Here is a 14,924-nt window from a genome sequence, read left to right as displayed (position 1 = left end):
CTTGAATAACGCTGCAGCGAGCATATAATACAAACTATGTTCAACTGAAATAGGACATGACTGGATGAGACTGAAAATAATTAAAGTGAATTAATGAATAGCTTGACGGGAGCGTAATTTATGGGTCAAATCCTTGCATGGATACTTGAATACGGATATTTGGCAATGTTCGGCTTGCTTGCACTTGGAGTAGCGGGTATGCCGATACCCGACGAAGTGCTAATGATCGCCTTCGGCGGGCTCGTGTCTCAAGGGCACTACAACTTCATTGCTGCACTGGCAGTCACATTTTTCGGTAGTATGACGGGTATGATGCTTAGCTACACATTGGGGCGTCTGTTGGGCAAACCACTTTTGCATCGGTACGGAAAATGGGTGAGGCTTACGCCTTCTAGGATTGCCTCTTCTGAAAATTGGTTTGGGCGCTATGGTACCTGGGGAATCCTGTTCGGATATTTTGTCCCCGGCTTGAGACATGTATCCTCATATCTGGCAGGTACAACCCGTTTAGGCGTTTTCCGCTATATCAGTTATGCATCAGCAGGAGCTTTGCTGTGGTGCGGTACATTTTTGGGGATTGGACATGCGGTGGGCATGCATTGGGAGCAGGTGGCGAAGCTAATGGAGAAGGTGACGCATCAGGTAGGGCTTGTCGTTATTCTTTTAATCGTTGCGGGAGGAATCACCGCATGGTTCTGGAACAAGCGTAAAAAAAATGTCACATGACCGCATGGAAAGCAGCTATAGCTTGAAAGCGGCGGGTGAAGTATGGTACTTTTACCGCATAGGATTGCCGTGGGAGGTCATGTAATGGAAGTATTAAAGAAACGAATTTTAAATGAAGGCGTGATTGCATCAGATCAGGTGCTGAAGCTGGATGGTTTGCTTAATCACCAGGTTGATCCAGAACTGACAATGGCAATGGGACGAGAGTTCGCAGCACGTTTCCGAGAAGAGAAGATTACCAGAGTAGTAACCGTGGAGTCCTCAGGCATTGCCATCGGGTTTGCGACAGCATTGGAATTGGGTGTACCGTTGGTATTTGCTCGTCGTAAAAAGACCCTATTAGCTGATCCAGATGCGCTGTGTGAACGCGTACCTTCGTTTACTAAAGGTATTGTTACGGATATTATGCTGTCTCGTCAATTTATTCACAAATATGACCGTGTTCTGTTCATTGATGATATTATTGCTAATGGTGATGCGGCGCGAGGTATGGTTAAAATCATTCAACGCTCCGGAGCGGAGTTGGTTGGATTTGGTGTCGCGGTGGAAAAAAGCTTTCAGGCCGGAGCGAGAACCATCCGTGAGCAGGGTATTCGTGTAGAGTCATTGGTCAAAATTTCGTCGTTAGCTGACGGCAAGATTGAGTTTGCTGAATAGTAACAATTCAAAACTCCTGATCCTTATTTCTAATAATAACCTTTGCATGAGCTTCAATTTCGCTTATAATATAGATAAGGTTTTGGAGAGGAGGCAGCAACATGGGGAAAGAACAATTGACCGAACAGTTTTTTCTGGAAAAACTGGCAGCGGCTAAAGTACACTTTGAGCGTGCCTTGGATTGTAAGCATACGGAATTCGACGATTTGTATCCCTATATGATTGAACATCCTCAGTTTTTTTGGTATAAACGCTATGTGGCCTGGTCTGAGTTGTTGACGTTGGTTAACCTATGCGAAGAATTGTCCTTCTCTTGGAAAGAAGAATTTACTGCTCACCAAGTGGAGTATGTAGATCAGCGAGTGTTGTCTGCACAAGTGCTGGACTTCTGGTATGAGAAGAATGATACAAAAGAACATGATCACAGTGTGAATCAGTCGGGATAATTTGTCGCTCTGTTGGCAATCCATATAAGTAGTAAGAGAGAAGAGACCTAAATGATTCGTTTAGGTCTCTTTTTAAACTTTTTTCATGTATATAGAACCATGATCGTTATGTTAAAAAAGTGAATAAGGAGGGGACAAGGATGATTATGGACGAAGAATTGGATGCTTATCGACTCTCCGGTGAAAAGGTGCGTGTCGTACGCGATGGATTGGAGTCCAACGATGTTGTGGGCATTGTACTGGCATGGGATGAGGAACAGGTGCTTATTCGTCGCCAGAATCGACGTGTGGTCAAATTGGATCGCAGCTATACATACCAGTCGTTCAGCGAGCCGCGTCACAATCCGATAGATCTGGATTAGGAATGGGTTCTCAAATGGGTGTTGGATAAAAATAACTGGGTGATTCATTAGGCATACAGAAACTCTAAATCGGACACAGTAATGAAGGAAAATTCAACAGAGAGGACGTGCTGTGTCAATGACGGTTATGGACGAAAAAGTACATGCATACAAGGATCAAATCAGCCATTTGGAAGATCAGTTGCCCGAGGTAGTTCATGCATATCATCGCTTTACCGGAGAGTGCTTTCAAGCCGGCAGTCTAGATGAGAAAACCAAGCAACTGATTGCGCTAGGCATTGGCTTATTTGCCAACAATGAAGTATGCACGTTTTATCACGTGGACGAGGCGCGGTCCAAAGGAGCCAGTGATCAGGAAATTATGGAGACCATTGCTGTAGCCGCAGCAGTAGGTGGAGGACATGCTCTAAGCCAAGGGGTAACGCGTGTACAGAAGGCGTTGCAATAAGGCGAATCATTAATTGATGAGCTTATACTTCGTCATAGCGGTTATAGATCGATTTGGATATATGATGAATATGGAAAGGAGCTTCCGAGCACAGTTGGTGTCTGCGGAAGCTTTTTTCTTTTGCGTGTTGGTTGTGCGGGGATTATGCTCTTCTGCTTGCGGCAAAAGCAGCAGGGCGAGACGTTTTACGCTTATAAGCCAAAGAGGATGTAACCAAACTTCGTTCAACGTTGCGTAGAGGTTTGGATGTTGAATTGTTTGGTAATTCGGGGCGATGTTTCTCTAGTAAAGGAAGGGCAGCTGTATGGGGCATAGAGGTTGAGAGCCCGAGATATGCTCGCATCCGCTCATACATTTCTTTGCGGAATGCTGGCATTGCCATACTGAACTGCTCTTTATTGCCTTTACTTATATAGGTGGCGTGAACGCCGGAGTGGTTTTGTTGTATGTCCAGAACTTGAATGTGATATTTATTAAATTCATGTTTTATTTCAGACAGCAGGATCCCGGTACGATCTACACCTACGTTAACCATTTCGACATAAAGATCAGGGGTTTTCAGCATACCGCTTTCTTCAAGAATTAGGCTGTCCCGCTCAAATACTTTTTGAATAAAGGTAAGGAGCAGATAACTTTTCACAAGAGACCATTCATGCTGAGTAGTATCTAAAGAGATCATTACCATTCACCGCCTTAGGAAAATGTGATGATAATTCATAACCGAATGAAGAAAAGGAACCTTCGTTCCCAAGAACTTATGTTCTTATTTTAGTTTATTATTCCTTTTTTATCAAGAGGAAATTAACAAACATAAAAGGTTTGACATCTCGATATGAGCATGGTATGATCTATCTTGTCGCTAAGAAAGATTGATCTTTCGAGGATAAACGACAACTTATATGCGGTCGTGGCGGAATTGGCAGACGCGCACGGTTCAGGTCCGTGTGGGCTAACCCCCCGTGGAGGTTCGAGTCCTCTCGACCGCATCTATTAGAAAAGGTCTATAAAATTGCTCTCGTAGCAGTTTTAGAGGCCTTTTTCTTATATTTCTGGGGATTTGCTCATAGTTTAAGCTGAACACGTTTCTTGTCTTCCCGAAAACTATGGATTTCCATAAAGGATTCTGACAAATTACTTGATTTCTTTTAGGTGGAATTTTTGCGAATTCCTCAAGTTCATAAACAATTCTTTTATAAGGTTATCTTTTAAGATATGATAGAAAATAACGCACTTTATGATGAAGTTATTGAAAGGTTGGATGTAAGATGGAGAAAGCGACTTTTGCAGGTGGATGCTTCTGGTGTATGGTGACTCCGTTTGAAGAACAGCCGGGCATTCATGGCATTGTGTCAGGATACACTGGAGGGACGATTGCCGATCCGACCTACGAGCAGGTTAAAACAGGAACTACAGGTCACTACGAGGTGGTGCAGATTACTTTTGAACCTGAGCTGTTTCCTTATGAAAAGCTGCTCGAATTATATTGGCCGCAAACAGATCCTACCGACGGGGAAGGTCAATTTCAGGACCGGGGTACACAGTATAAACCCGCAATTTTTTATCATACAGAGCAGCAACGTGAGCTTGCACAACAGTCCAAGGAGCAGTTGGCACAAAGTGGACGCTTTGATAAGCCAATTGTAACGGAGATTCTTCCTGCTTCGATTTTTTATCCTGCAGAGGATTATCATCAGGATTACCACAAGAAAAACGTGAAGCACTATAAGGAAGATCGGGCCCAATCAGGTCGTGATGAATTTATTGATAAGAACTGGTAAGCGGCTTTATTATACGTTTCTACGCACGATAAGGCAGATCAGGGATTATTCCATGGATCTGCCTTATACATATTTAGACGACGTTACTCACACAATGAAGGGACAGAGAAGGAGGCTGACCTGCAATGAGTACACGACGGAAGCTGCACATGAGAAATATAATAAAAAAGGCTTTAAAGGAATCTCGCGCTCGGAAAGAGCCAGCTTATGTACCTGTATTCCATTCAAGCTCCAAAATGCGAAGAACCGTAGTACTCTGTATTTCGGTATGCATGTTATTCATGGTCTGTAGTACTGGTGTTGCAGAAGCAATAGACAAACAGGACGATCCGCAAAAGATGGTTGCTGTCATTATTGACGATCTGGGAAACCATATGAAAGGAACTGAGCAAATTTTAAATTTACCCGTTAAGATTACCGTTGCTGTGATGCCCTTCCTGCCTACAACCAAGCAGGACGCTATGGAAGCGCATAAGCGCGGTCATGATGTCATCGTCCATCTTCCAATGGAGCCAAAGCGTGGGAAGCCCGAATGGCTTGGGCCTGGGGCAATTAAGGCTAATATGACGGATGAAGAAGTACATGCGAAGGTGACAGCAGCCATTAAGGATGTTCCTTTTGCGATAGGGGTGAACAACCACATGGGTTCCAAGGTCACTTCGGATAAGCGCATTATGTCCATTGTTCTTGATGTTTGTAAGGAGCATGGACTATTTTTTGTCGATAGCCGTACTAATTATCGGTCAGTGATCCCTGAGCTTGCCGCTAAAAAGGGAATGCCACCAGTACGAAATGATGTTTTTCTGGATGATGTCCATAACCTTCCCCATGTGAATCGGCAACTTACAAAAGTGGTTGAATGGCTGGATAAGCACAACACCTGCGTAACGATTGGGCACGTCGGCGTGTCTGGTATGTACACATCCTCCGCTCTTCATTCGTCGGTTCCCAAGCTAAAGGAGCACGCCAAATTTGTGGGTATTAGCGATTTGGTACGAGCTGTATGGGGATGGACGGGAGACCCAGCCATCAACACTACCATGCCGTCAGATGCGCAATAATACCTGCGGCAATAGCTTCGGCAATGCTTTTTTGACCACGATCCTCGGAAAGCATAGCTCTGTCCTGTTCGTTACTGATAAACCCGGTTTCCACAATTACAGCGGGTTGCCGGATTTTATTCAAAAGATAAAAGGGTTTTCCGTACACTGTTTTTCTATTCATGCAAAATAAGCGGTTTAATGAATGCTGAATCCGTTCAGCTAACAGATAGCTGCTGCCTTCATCCTGATACAGTACAATGGGTCCCCGTTTTTCGGTACGTTTGCTCCAATTGACATGCAGGCTTACAACCAAAGCGGTGGGCAGTTGTTCTGTTAGGCTTTTACGTTGGGCGAGGTCTTTAAGGTGCCGGGATTTGGACTGCAGCCAACGGTTGTCGTCACTCAGTGCGTAGTCCTTGTCCCGATTCAGGACAGCAGGATATCCCTGAGAGCGTAAAATCAAGTACAGCTTTTGAGCAATGGCAAGATTGATATCTTTTTCCAAAATTCCTTTGTGACTTGTTCCACCATCCACACCGCCATGGCCTACATCAATCAGGACAACGGGCTTAGCAAAAGCGTGATAGGACGAATGTACGTTGGATGGACTATCTATATACTTATTCGGTTCGTTACTTTTCTCGTCGGGCTTAGCAGCTATATAGGTAAATGGGGCGAATACAGCACTGCAAAGGATGCATAGACTGAACCCCAAGCATGTCAGCCATATTTTGTTTAACTTTTTTTTCCTCACATTCTATTCCCCCAGTGGACGAATTGATTATTTACTGAAAAACCATGCATAACAGGCATCAAACCTAAAGCAGCGTAGCTGCCTTCAAATATGGCAATTAGCCTTGGGGTAACTGTTATGTTGAAGATAGTATGTTCCATTTAAGGGAAACCATGCATAGTTATTCCCACAGGGGTTAGACCTTTTGGAAAATGAGCAAGCTAGTTTTATCTGCACCTAACGTGTGAATCCGATATTTCCAAGCAACGTAATTGGAAACAATAGGCGCAGATTGGAGGAGGTCATGGAGGATGGCGAAGAGTGACGAACTGGTGACGTATATTACGCAGCGGATTGTTCGCTATATGGAAACGCCGCGTGATGTTCGGCGCAGTCAAAAACAAGCCAGAGAGCCGTGGGGGACCAAATGGTTTGGCATGTTGCCTCTCGCTCTGAAAATGTGGATGAAATCCACACGCAGAGGGCGAAGGGAGCGACATTAAACTCGCCAAAGAGACCACAAGAGGCATAGGGTATGCCATTTGAGGTCTCTTTTTATGTTGTAGGGATCATTCCGATCTTTTCGTGTTTCTTAATAACTAGGAGTCCAAACGATAAAATTCGCCAGCTGACAATAACTGTTTTAGTGGTACAAATCGGGAAAGTCCATGATGGTAGGTTAACGCATATAAATTGGGTTGGGACGGATGATCTGGGGATATCCAGGACTGATACCCACTAATGGATAAGGGACCTCCAAAGGCAAAATTGATACCTGTGGCAGAAAATATAATACGTGGTGAAATACTCAGTGTATCCATAAATTGGGCTGTGTTACGGACAGAAAGTTTTTGCTTGGGTTGAAGCCAACCCAGATCGTCATAGGGATCGAAAGGAGCAGACGAGACCGTAACTGCTTGCGCCTGTGTTTTCAAAAAGGGTACAGATGAAGAGAATACGTTGTTTTGGAGCTTATGTTTCCAACTCCCATCTGCCACTTCTACAGGTAACGGATCGCCAGTTACAGCATCAATACATATTTCGCTGCCTGTAGAGGAACGCACCAGCCAGTAGGCTAGTAGCGGTTCCTCATACATGGGTGTGATTTGCAGCTTGTCGATAGATGAAAGATCAGTATCTGTGAGCGACACTAAGGATTGACGAAGTACATCCATACTATAAGGCCCGCCTGGACCATTCCCGTATTCGTTGAGTTGATATGCGCCGTTTGAGTCTGATCCGATAATCAGGTAGCCGATGTATTCTCCTGCACGGTTTACTTGAACAAGCCAACTATGGGTTCCAGGTCCGAGCGGATGATAGCTAAGCTCAGCATCTTTCCACGAGACAAAAGGGGGCTGCGACGATAGGGATTGTACCATGTTGTCTGCAGTCTGTTTTACGTCTGCGGGCACGCCTTGCTCCTCAGTAGGAAAACTTGCTGAAACGTCACCCGGGGAAGGAGTAGCAGGACTCGTGGAGTTCAATGGAGCAACCCGCGAGCTTTCGTTGTAGAGAGACACCAAGTTTAAATTGTTGCCTTGTGCGACTGAGGGAGCCGCATCAATGGAAGCGAACGGACAGACTGCGGACAGGCCGATCAGAACAGCTGCGATCATACCTATGCTATAGTGCCCGGAATGATTCTTCTTCAATGAAATCCACCTTTCTGTCGGCTTGATTGCCCGACGGAGGCATTCTTTTTATACAGCATACAGCCTGTCCGATAAAAAGACTGCTGCACCTTGTCGGCGCAAATGTCGTATCCAGGTTCGCTTTTTGCTGTCGATACATAGGAGACATGTTTAACCAAACTTGTGGTTACAGCAGCGGAAACTGGTGTAGGCTGAAGCAAGATGTTACAAGCTGACGATACCTCTGCAACTCTCCTGCGAAGGAGCAAGAGATATCGGTTACCGCAGATGAAATATCCCGCAGTTAATGGCGGATACGAGTACCTTGGGCTCATACTGCCATACCATTTCTTTACGGCGGGCTTGATGCTGCTCTGATAAGGCTTCTTTTTTATCCTCTTCCTCTTTCTGCTCATTGATTAGATCATCATAGTAGTGGTCAATAACCTCCAATTCCTCGCGCAATCGTTCCTTCGCCTGCTCAGCCCAATCATAATCTTGCTGACGGAGCTGTTCGGTGAGATAGCTTTCAAGCGAGCTAGAAGCTTCAGGGACAGATAACTCGGCAGGCTGCACATGCATATTACCCGCCAGCAGCGGGCTGAGCTGCCGAGTTTCGAGCATGGCGCCAAAATCGGTTACAATGGTGCCGCTTTTAAGCGAAATACCTAGCCACTGAAGTTCCTCACGCTTCAAATCGCAGGCGAATTCAATCTTATAGCAGATGCTGAGCCAAGCTTCATAGACTACGGGAGAGCGAGCAGACAGCTGACGGGCATCAGGCTGTTCAAACAAATAAACATATTTCCCTCCATCTCGTGCGGCTTCAAAAATTTGATGCAGCCGACGGCTTCCATATCGAAGCTCCTCCTGCAAAATACGTCCAGGTCCCAATTGTGGTAATGTTGGTACATGACCGAAATAACGTCCCATGACCTGATCCTGTGCTGCGTTGCCTGATGCTGGAGTTGGTGGCGTATGATCCGCTAAACGTTCCTGTTCTGTGCGATAGGCTTCCCCATCAAAGATGAAAGTGAAGGACATCGTCTGCGCTGGAACGCCAGTACGCTCTACGTATCCCCAATAGTAGGGGCGGTTTGTTAAGGCTTTATCCGCTTCTGGAGAAAGCTTGACGGTTACATGATGAGGCGACCTCTCAATGACACTGCATCCGGTAGCTTCCAGATAGGTGTGTACAAAACGCTGGACTTGCTGTGCATTCATGGTCAAACTAGCGACCTCCCTTCACACTGCGTCGAGCTTTGCCCGGAGGAACCGTATTGCCTGCTAGGCCTAATAAATCCTCGGTGTTTGGCTGGTCTGTGCGCAGTTGTTCCATTTCCTGCTTGATGGAATCCAGCGAGTGGCCCAGCTTTTGCATTTTTTTGCGAATTTCATCATCGCTACTGGATTCGAGCATGATCTTATACAGACTTTTTTCAATAGATTCTTTTTTCTCAAACTTCTCAAGAATAACGTCCAATCCGCCAATGACCATCTCAAACATATTTATCTTTTCATGCAGCAGATGCAGGATATGCTCCTCAATCGTTCCGGTTGTGGACAAGTTGAAAATATTAACATCATGCGTCTGTCCAAGCCGATGTACCCGTCCGATCCGCTGCTCCACGCGCATGGGATTCCACGGTAAATCGAAGTTAATCATATGGTGACAAAATTGCAGGTTAATGCCTTCACCACCCGCTTCGGTGGCAATCATGACCTGAATGCGCCCACGGAACAGATCCATCATCCAATCCTTGCGTCCACGGTTCATACCGCCTCGGTAAGGAACAGCAGATAGGCCACGGTCACGGAAATAATTCAGCAAATACTCCTGTGTGGCCCGGTATTCTGTAAAAATGATCACTTTTTCGTTCATCTGACGGATAAGCTCGAGCGCTTTTTCTGCTTTGGAATTGGCCTTGATCGCTTTAATATGTGCAACCAAATCCCAGACACGATCGCGTAGGGGAGAGTCTGGGGCCATTTTTTTAGACAAATTGACCAGCGTCACGAACACAGCGTCCCGGCTGCTGCACACTTCCCGTTGAAGGGTGACGAGAGACAGCATGCTACTTAAATTTCCGCCATTCGCCTGGTATTGCTCTTTGACAAAAGAAGTCACCCCATCGTACAGCGCTTGCTCTTCCGGCGAAAGTTCCAAGTGAATGTTGGAAACATTTCGTTTGGTGAATTGAACCGGGCCTTCTCCGCGACGATTGCGGATCATGACTTTAGATAGCTCATCCTTGAGCTGATCTTCATTTTTGGGCAGACGTTTATCTACAACAAAGTTGGCTGAAAAATCGCCATGTCTTCCCAATTGACCAGGCTTGAGCAGTGTAATCAGGTTAAACAGCTCAGACAGATCGTTTTGTACAGGTGTTGCTGTCAGGAGCAAACAATATTTTTTGCGCAGCTTCATAATGAACTGGTAGTTGGATGTCTTTTTATTTTTCAGCTTATGAGCCTCGTCTATAATGAGCAGGTCATAATCGGTATCTAGTAGGATGTTACTATGGGGCTCCCGCTTGGCGGTATCCATAGAGGCCACGACGACCTCGGAAGACCAAGAATACGCTTTTTTCTGGGCGACAGCGGGAATACCGAATTTGCTGTTCAGCTCACGCACCCATTGTAGGACCAGAGATGCGGGTACAAGAATAAGCACTTTGGAAGCCAGCCCGCGAACCAGATATTCCTTTAGGATCATACCAGCTTCGATTGTTTTGCCTAGGCCGACTTCATCGGCAAGAATGGCACGTCCGGACATTTGAAACAGTACCTTTCGAGCGGTATCCAGCTGATGGGGTAGTGGAGTGAGGTCTTGCAAATGCTGTAGACATTGAAGCTCATCAAAGCTCGGCACCAGTTTGACTTTTTCAGCCTCAATGGCCAGCTGATACAGATTCCAATCTCCCCAAGGGCCACCTTTGCGCAGCCGCTGGTCCAGCTCATCCTGCCAGCTTCGATCAAATTGCACCGGAACAGGCAGTGGCGCTTGATTAGGTATGTGCGGGGAACTTGTCGATTTGGCTTTCATGATGATTCCCTCCCTCCTGGTAGTAGCACAGTTGAAGCTCTTGGTTCTGTCACATATGTGGCATCTATTTAGCACAGATCGTAGATGTAGTATGGACGGAAAAAGATATCTTCATAACAGGAGGGATGAAATCCTTTAGCTGCCTTCCATTAACTTTTGGAGTTTACTTTCCGTAGAGGTCTGCGCATTAGGGGTGTAGATGCTGCAACGGAGATCAACACTGCCCTGTACCTGAAGAGAAGTCAGGTCAAATAGCATTTTGCCAGCCTTGGCATGACGAAATTCAATGAGCACCTCCGGCGCGGAGCTTACTTCACTCTGATTCCAAAGCTCGTTAAACTCTGGGTAGGTCTGACTCATATTTTGTATAAATTGTGCATACCAGGGGTCTGTTACGTATTGTCCGTAATAAGCGCGGAAAATTGCAAGGAACCCCTTTACAAAGTGTTCCCAATTCACGGCTAGACTTTTAAACTCCTTTTTGGTGAATAGCAGTTCAATCATATTGCGTTGCTCATGTGGTAGCTCGGCAAAATCCATAAAAACATGAGCAGCAGCGGCGTTCCAGCCGACAATATGACAACGCCGATCTGAAATAATAGCAGGGCAGTAGTGTAGCTCTTGTACGATCTTTTGCAGAGAGGGGGAAATAACGGCCTGCTCTGCAGGAACAGGAAGGCTGTGAGACCCGGCCTCGATCGCCAAATCATACAAATATTTGCGCTCGTCTGTGTTCAACTGCAATGCGGCAGCAATAGCATCCAACACAGAGGCGGACACCTTAATATCTCGTCCTTGCTCCAGCCAGGTATACCAGGTCGTACTGACACCTGCCAGCTGAGCGACTTCTTCTCTGCGCAAGCCTGGTGTTCTGCGACGTGATCCTTGGGGGAGACCGACCATATGTGGGTGTAGGCGGGCCCTTTTTGTTTTTAGAAAAACAGATAGTGCTTCCAGACGTGCTTCCGTTTTCATAGGTATTTTCTCTCCATTCAATGGGTATATCCGAAGTGAGCAAATAAGGCGTTTACTATAGTAGTGTTCATTATACCAGGATAAACAAACACTTGTAATAGGATAAGACAAGGGTAAAATGAGGATTATAAGTAACTCACCGAGCAGGAGGAATGAATAGCTTATGCAAAGAGTAGTGATAACAGGTATGGGTGTCGTTTCCCCACTAGGTAATGAAGTGGACACGTTGTGGAAGAATTTGCTGGAAGGCAATTCAGGTATACGTAAAATTGATACATTCGATGTGTCCGATTTGAAAGCACAAATTGCTGGACTGGTACAGGATTTTGATGCAGAAAAGCAATGGGGACGTAAAGATGCTAGACGAATGGATCGGTTTACTCAGTTTGCATTATATGCGGCAGAACAAGCGCTTAAGGATTCCGGTCTGGAACTGGATCACACCGATTTGGAGCGTGTAGGTGTCTATGTGGGATCGGGAGTCGGCGGTTTGGATACGTTGGTGGACAATGTAGATGTTCTGCTACAACGTGGACCGGGTAGAGTTAGCCCGACGCTGGTACCCATGATGATCTCGAATATGGCTGCTGCTCAAATTAGTATCGCGTTTGGAGCGATGGGACCTACGCTTTCACCCGTGACGGCTTGCTCTATTGGGAATACAGCAATCGGAGAGGCATTTCGGACGATTCGAACAGGAGATGCGGATGTTATTTTTGCTGGTGGAGCTGAAGCGGCGGTGACTAGATTGGCCTTGGCAAGCTTCGCTAATGCGACTGCCTTGTCCACACGTAACGAGGAGCCTTCTATAGCAAGTCGACCTTTTGATCAGGATCGAGACGGCTTTGTCATGAGCGAAGGTGCAGGTATTCTGGTACTGGAGTCACTGGAACACGCTATCCGCCGTGGTGCGGAAATCTATGGTGAGGTCATCGGTTATGGAGCCAGTTCGGATGCTTATCACATGGTTGCACCGCATCCCGAAGGAACCGGAGCTTACTTGGCGATGAAAGCAGCCCTTCATTCGGCCCACATCTCCCCTGAAGAAGTGGACGTGATTAGCGCCCACGCAACGAGTACGTCTGTCGGGGATGCCGCTGAGACCCTTGCAATCCATAAGCTGTTTGGTGATTATGCCTATCAGATTCCGGTTACTGCGAATAAGTCCATGCTGGGTCATATGCTGGGAGCTGCGGGCGGGGTCGAAGCGATTGCGCTTGTGCAAAGCCTACGGGAAGGCATCATTCCACCAACGATGCATCTGGACAATCCGGACCCGGTTTGCGATCTGGATTATGTGCCTCACGAAGCGCGCAAGGCTCCACTAAATATTGGGCTATCTAATTCTTTCGGCTTCGGTGGTCATAATGCGGTCATTGTGCTGAAGCGCTACGAGTCATAATATGTAAGGAGTTATTGAAACCAAACCTCAGGCATTCTATCCGGCTGGATAGAGCACCTGAGGTTATTTTAATCGAAGAATAACAGATTCATTTTAGATAAGAGATAGAGTAAGATGAAGGAAAACATTTGGAGGGACGGGAAGCCATGGTTTTAATCAGGAACATACAACCAGCAGACGCTGAGGCTTATTGGAATTTGAGACTGGAAGCCCTACAAATGAACCCCGAAGCTTTTGGAACCTCCTATGAGGAAGCCGCACTAGTTCCGCTATCTGATGTGGTGAAGCAGATACAAAATAAACGAGATCATTACATACTTGGTGCATTTACAAAGGATCATCAGCTGGTTGGCATGACCGGGTTTAGAAGAGAGCAGAAAATAAAGACGTAGCATAAGGGAGCAATTTGGGGAGTTTATGTACCATCGACCTATCGAGGCCAGGGGATCGCTAAAAAACTTTTATTGGAAGTGATCAGCCAAGGTAGAAAAGTGGAAGGTTTGAAGCAAATCAACCTGAGTGTGGTGACTACCAATCAAGCTGCTGTTGAGCTGTATAAGAAATTGGGATTTGAAACCTATGGTATAGAAAAGAATGCTTTGGAATATCACGGTCAGGGATATGATGAGGAGTTCATGGCTTATTTTTATTAATGACGAAAGGTTTTGAAAAAATGAAAATTGACCGATTGCTTTCTATCGTCATTTTGCTGCTAAAGAAAAATAGAATACAAGCGAAGGAACTGGCTGATTTATATGAGGTTTCGATCCGGACGATCTATAGAGATATTGAAGCGATTAGTATGGCAGGTATTCCGGTGGTCACTTATCAGGGAGCCAACGGGGGAATCGGTCTTATGGAAGGATACCGCCTGGATCGCAGTATGCTGACGGATCATGATATAAAGGATATCGTGATGGGTTTGCAGAGTTTGTCCTCGTCGCTGGGCGGCCCGAATGTGTCGCGGTTACTTCATAAATTTGAAAGTATTATACCGGAATCTGGGAAAGAGCAATTTAGTGTCCATACCACACAGTTTATCGTCGATCATTCGGGATGGGGAAATCGGGCTGCGCAGGAAGGTAAATTGATAAAGGTGAAAGAAGCAATGAGCCAAGCACGTACTGTCGCCTTTACCTATCGAAATGCGGGGGGAGCCATAACAGAACGGAATGTTGAACCGCATACGCTCGTTCTGAAAGGACAACAATGGTTTGTATATGCATATTGTCCCGATAGGGAGCAGTTTCGTCTATTCAAACTTTCGCGCATGAGTGACCCTGTGGTTACAAAGACCGTTTTTGCTCGCAGGGATCTTTCTTATGAAGTGCTGCCGTGGAATGAGGAGCGGATGGAGGTATCCAGAGCTGTACAACCATTTACGCTGCAATTTAACCGTAACTCAAGGCATTTGGCGGAGGACTGGTTTGGTGTAGAAGCATTGACCGAGCAGGAGGAAGGGATCTATACGGTTTCGGTCCCGTTCCCCGAGGATGCATGGGCGTACGGATTTATTTTAAGCTTGGGACCGGATGTGGTTGTCAAAGAACCAGCCCATTTGCGGGACAAGATTCATAAGATGGCGCTGCGTATTGCATCTAATTATGAAGAAGTTCGGGAATCATAAAGGAAATCTTAGATTAAAGTAAAACAAACCTGACCCATAGTTGTCAG

Annotated in this window: 18 protein-coding genes and 1 tRNA gene; 13 read left to right on the top strand and 6 right to left on the bottom strand. The window is 46.0% G+C overall.

The genetic code is table 11. The features are described from left to right. Positions 1-120: 120 nt before the first annotated feature. From WA407_RS05430 to WA407_RS05410, 5 genes are all read left to right on the top strand, one after another. Positions 121-726, top strand: coding sequence for a DedA family protein (locus WA407_RS05430; protein WP_235308041.1), 606 nt, complete (start codon positions 121-123; stop codon positions 724-726). Positions 727-810: 84 nt separating this feature from the next. Continuing rightward, positions 811-1,383, top strand: coding sequence for a xanthine phosphoribosyltransferase (locus tag WA407_RS05425; RefSeq protein ID WP_336076936.1), 573 nt, complete (start codon positions 811-813; stop codon positions 1,381-1,383). Positions 1,384-1,484: 101 nt separating this feature from the next. Further along, positions 1,485-1,829 (top strand): hypothetical protein, encoded by a 345-nt coding sequence (locus WA407_RS05420; RefSeq protein WP_007429850.1) that lies wholly within the window; start codon positions 1,485-1,487, stop codon positions 1,827-1,829. Positions 1,830-1,969: 140 nt separating this feature from the next. Next, positions 1,970-2,191 (top strand): hypothetical protein, encoded by a 222-nt coding sequence (locus WA407_RS05415; RefSeq protein ID WP_061828588.1) that lies wholly within the window; start codon positions 1,970-1,972, stop codon positions 2,189-2,191. Positions 2,192-2,309: 118 nt separating this feature from the next. Beyond that, positions 2,310-2,639, top strand: a complete 330-nt coding sequence (locus WA407_RS05410) for a carboxymuconolactone decarboxylase family protein (RefSeq protein WP_013309744.1) — start codon at positions 2,310-2,312, stop codon at positions 2,637-2,639. A gap of 142 nt (positions 2,640-2,781) precedes the next feature. On the opposite strand, the gene WA407_RS05405 is transcribed toward WA407_RS05410, so the two are convergent. Further along, positions 2,782-3,318: a hypothetical protein gene (locus WA407_RS05405; RefSeq protein ID WP_336076935.1), complete on the bottom strand. Its 537-nt coding sequence runs from the start codon at positions 3,316-3,318 to the stop codon at positions 2,782-2,784. Between the two features lie 222 nt (positions 3,319-3,540). Here WA407_RS05405 and WA407_RS05400 point away from each other — a divergent pair. From WA407_RS05400 to WA407_RS05390, 3 genes are all read left to right on the top strand, one after another. Beyond that, positions 3,541-3,625: transfer RNA gene (locus WA407_RS05400), tRNA-Leu, on the top strand. Positions 3,626-3,904: 279 nt separating this feature from the next. After that, a complete protein-coding gene (msrA, locus tag WA407_RS05395) occupies positions 3,905-4,417 on the top strand; it encodes a peptide-methionine (S)-S-oxide reductase MsrA (protein WP_061828586.1) in 513 nt (170 codons plus the stop codon). Positions 4,418-4,542: 125 nt separating this feature from the next. After that, on the top strand, positions 4,543-5,478 hold the full coding sequence (locus WA407_RS05390) for a divergent polysaccharide deacetylase family protein (RefSeq protein WP_336076934.1): 936 nt from the start codon (positions 4,543-4,545) through the stop codon (positions 5,476-5,478). Here the strand turns inward: WA407_RS05390 and WA407_RS05385 are convergent. After that, a complete protein-coding gene (locus WA407_RS05385; protein WP_336076932.1) occupies positions 5,453-6,214 on the bottom strand; it encodes an N-acetylmuramoyl-L-alanine amidase in 762 nt (253 codons plus the stop codon). The genes WA407_RS05390 and WA407_RS05385 overlap by 26 nt on opposite strands. 290 nt (positions 6,215-6,504) lie before the next feature. Here WA407_RS05385 and WA407_RS05380 point away from each other — a divergent pair, with 290 nt between their 5' ends. Then, positions 6,505-6,696, top strand: a complete 192-nt coding sequence (locus tag WA407_RS05380; protein ID WP_322172119.1) for a YqzE family protein — start codon at positions 6,505-6,507, stop codon at positions 6,694-6,696. 96 nt (positions 6,697-6,792) lie between these two features. Here the strand turns inward: WA407_RS05380 and WA407_RS05375 are convergent, their stop codons facing one another. The 4 genes from WA407_RS05375 to WA407_RS05360 all read right to left on the bottom strand — a co-directional run bounded on the left by WA407_RS05375 (position 6,793) and on the right by WA407_RS05360 (position 11,848). Next, entirely contained in the window at positions 6,793-7,848 is a 1,056-nt protein-coding gene (locus tag WA407_RS05375) for a hypothetical protein (protein WP_336076931.1), read from the bottom strand. 258 nt (positions 7,849-8,106) lie between these two features. After that, complete coding sequence (locus WA407_RS05370; RefSeq protein ID WP_336076929.1) at positions 8,107-9,057, bottom strand: YqhG family protein; 951 nt, start codon at positions 9,055-9,057, stop codon at positions 8,107-8,109. A 1-nt stretch (position 9,058) separates the two neighbouring features. After that, positions 9,059-10,873 (bottom strand): DEAD/DEAH box helicase, encoded by a 1,815-nt coding sequence (locus WA407_RS05365; protein WP_069291644.1) that lies wholly within the window; start codon positions 10,871-10,873, stop codon positions 9,059-9,061. A gap of 135 nt (positions 10,874-11,008) precedes the next feature. Then, a complete protein-coding gene (locus tag WA407_RS05360) occupies positions 11,009-11,848 on the bottom strand; it encodes a helix-turn-helix transcriptional regulator (RefSeq protein ID WP_103047982.1) in 840 nt (279 codons plus the stop codon). A gap of 163 nt (positions 11,849-12,011) precedes the next feature. On the opposite strand from WA407_RS05360, the gene fabF reads away from it, so the two are divergent. The 4 genes from fabF to WA407_RS05340 all read left to right on the top strand — a co-directional run bounded on the left by fabF (position 12,012) and on the right by WA407_RS05340 (position 14,877). Beyond that, entirely contained in the window at positions 12,012-13,250 is a 1,239-nt protein-coding gene (gene fabF / locus WA407_RS05355; RefSeq protein WP_235308046.1) for a beta-ketoacyl-ACP synthase II, read from the top strand. A 146-nt stretch (positions 13,251-13,396) separates the two neighbouring features. Next, positions 13,397-13,642 (top strand): histone acetyltransferase, encoded by a 246-nt coding sequence (locus WA407_RS05350; protein WP_235308047.1) that lies wholly within the window; start codon positions 13,397-13,399, stop codon positions 13,640-13,642. Positions 13,643-13,654: 12 nt separating this feature from the next. Beyond that, positions 13,655-13,903, top strand: coding sequence for a GNAT family N-acetyltransferase (locus tag WA407_RS05345; protein ID WP_336076995.1), 249 nt, complete (start codon positions 13,655-13,657; stop codon positions 13,901-13,903). Positions 13,904-13,923: 20 nt separating this feature from the next. Continuing rightward, a complete protein-coding gene (locus WA407_RS05340) occupies positions 13,924-14,877 on the top strand; it encodes a helix-turn-helix transcriptional regulator (RefSeq protein ID WP_235308370.1) in 954 nt (317 codons plus the stop codon). The last annotated feature ends 47 nt before the right edge of the window (positions 14,878-14,924 follow it).

The organism is Paenibacillus sp. 203 (assembly GCF_037027525.1).
Classification (GTDB): domain Bacteria; phylum Bacillota; class Bacilli; order Paenibacillales; family Paenibacillaceae; genus Paenibacillus; species Paenibacillus polymyxa_B.
The sequence above is the reverse complement of the archived record's forward strand: the minus strand, read 5'-3'. Positions and strand labels throughout refer to the sequence as shown.

Excerpts from the sequence above, each read along its gene's own strand:
- WA407_RS05425 (WP_336076936.1), top strand. The coding sequence starts at position 811 with ATGGAAGTATTAAAGAAACGAATTTTAAATGAAGGCGTGATTGCATCA.
- WA407_RS05415 (WP_061828588.1), top strand. The coding sequence starts at position 1,970 with ATGATTATGGACGAAGAATTGGATGCTTATCGACTCTCCGGTGAAAAG.
- WA407_RS05360 (WP_103047982.1), bottom strand. The coding sequence starts at position 11,848 with ATGAAAACGGAAGCACGTCTGGAAGCACTATCTGTTTTTCTAAAAACA.
- WA407_RS05380 (WP_322172119.1), top strand. The coding sequence starts at position 6,505 with ATGGCGAAGAGTGACGAACTGGTGACGTATATTACGCAGCGGATTGTT.
- WA407_RS05420 (WP_007429850.1), top strand. The coding sequence starts at position 1,485 with ATGGGGAAAGAACAATTGACCGAACAGTTTTTTCTGGAAAAACTGGCA.
- fabF (WP_235308046.1), top strand. The coding sequence starts at position 12,012 with ATGCAAAGAGTAGTGATAACAGGTATGGGTGTCGTTTCCCCACTAGGT.
- WA407_RS05350 (WP_235308047.1), top strand. The coding sequence starts at position 13,397 with ATGGTTTTAATCAGGAACATACAACCAGCAGACGCTGAGGCTTATTGG.
- msrA (WP_061828586.1), top strand. The coding sequence starts at position 3,905 with ATGGAGAAAGCGACTTTTGCAGGTGGATGCTTCTGGTGTATGGTGACT.
- WA407_RS05410 (WP_013309744.1), top strand. The coding sequence starts at position 2,310 with ATGACGGTTATGGACGAAAAAGTACATGCATACAAGGATCAAATCAGC.
- WA407_RS05405 (WP_336076935.1), bottom strand. The coding sequence starts at position 3,318 with ATGATCTCTTTAGATACTACTCAGCATGAATGGTCTCTTGTGAAAAGT.
- WA407_RS05340 (WP_235308370.1), top strand. The coding sequence starts at position 13,924 with ATGAAAATTGACCGATTGCTTTCTATCGTCATTTTGCTGCTAAAGAAA.
- WA407_RS05390 (WP_336076934.1), top strand. The coding sequence starts at position 4,543 with ATGAGTACACGACGGAAGCTGCACATGAGAAATATAATAAAAAAGGCT.
- WA407_RS05430 (WP_235308041.1), top strand. The coding sequence starts at position 121 with ATGGGTCAAATCCTTGCATGGATACTTGAATACGGATATTTGGCAATG.
- WA407_RS05365 (WP_069291644.1), bottom strand. The coding sequence starts at position 10,873 with ATGAAAGCCAAATCGACAAGTTCCCCGCACATACCTAATCAAGCGCCA.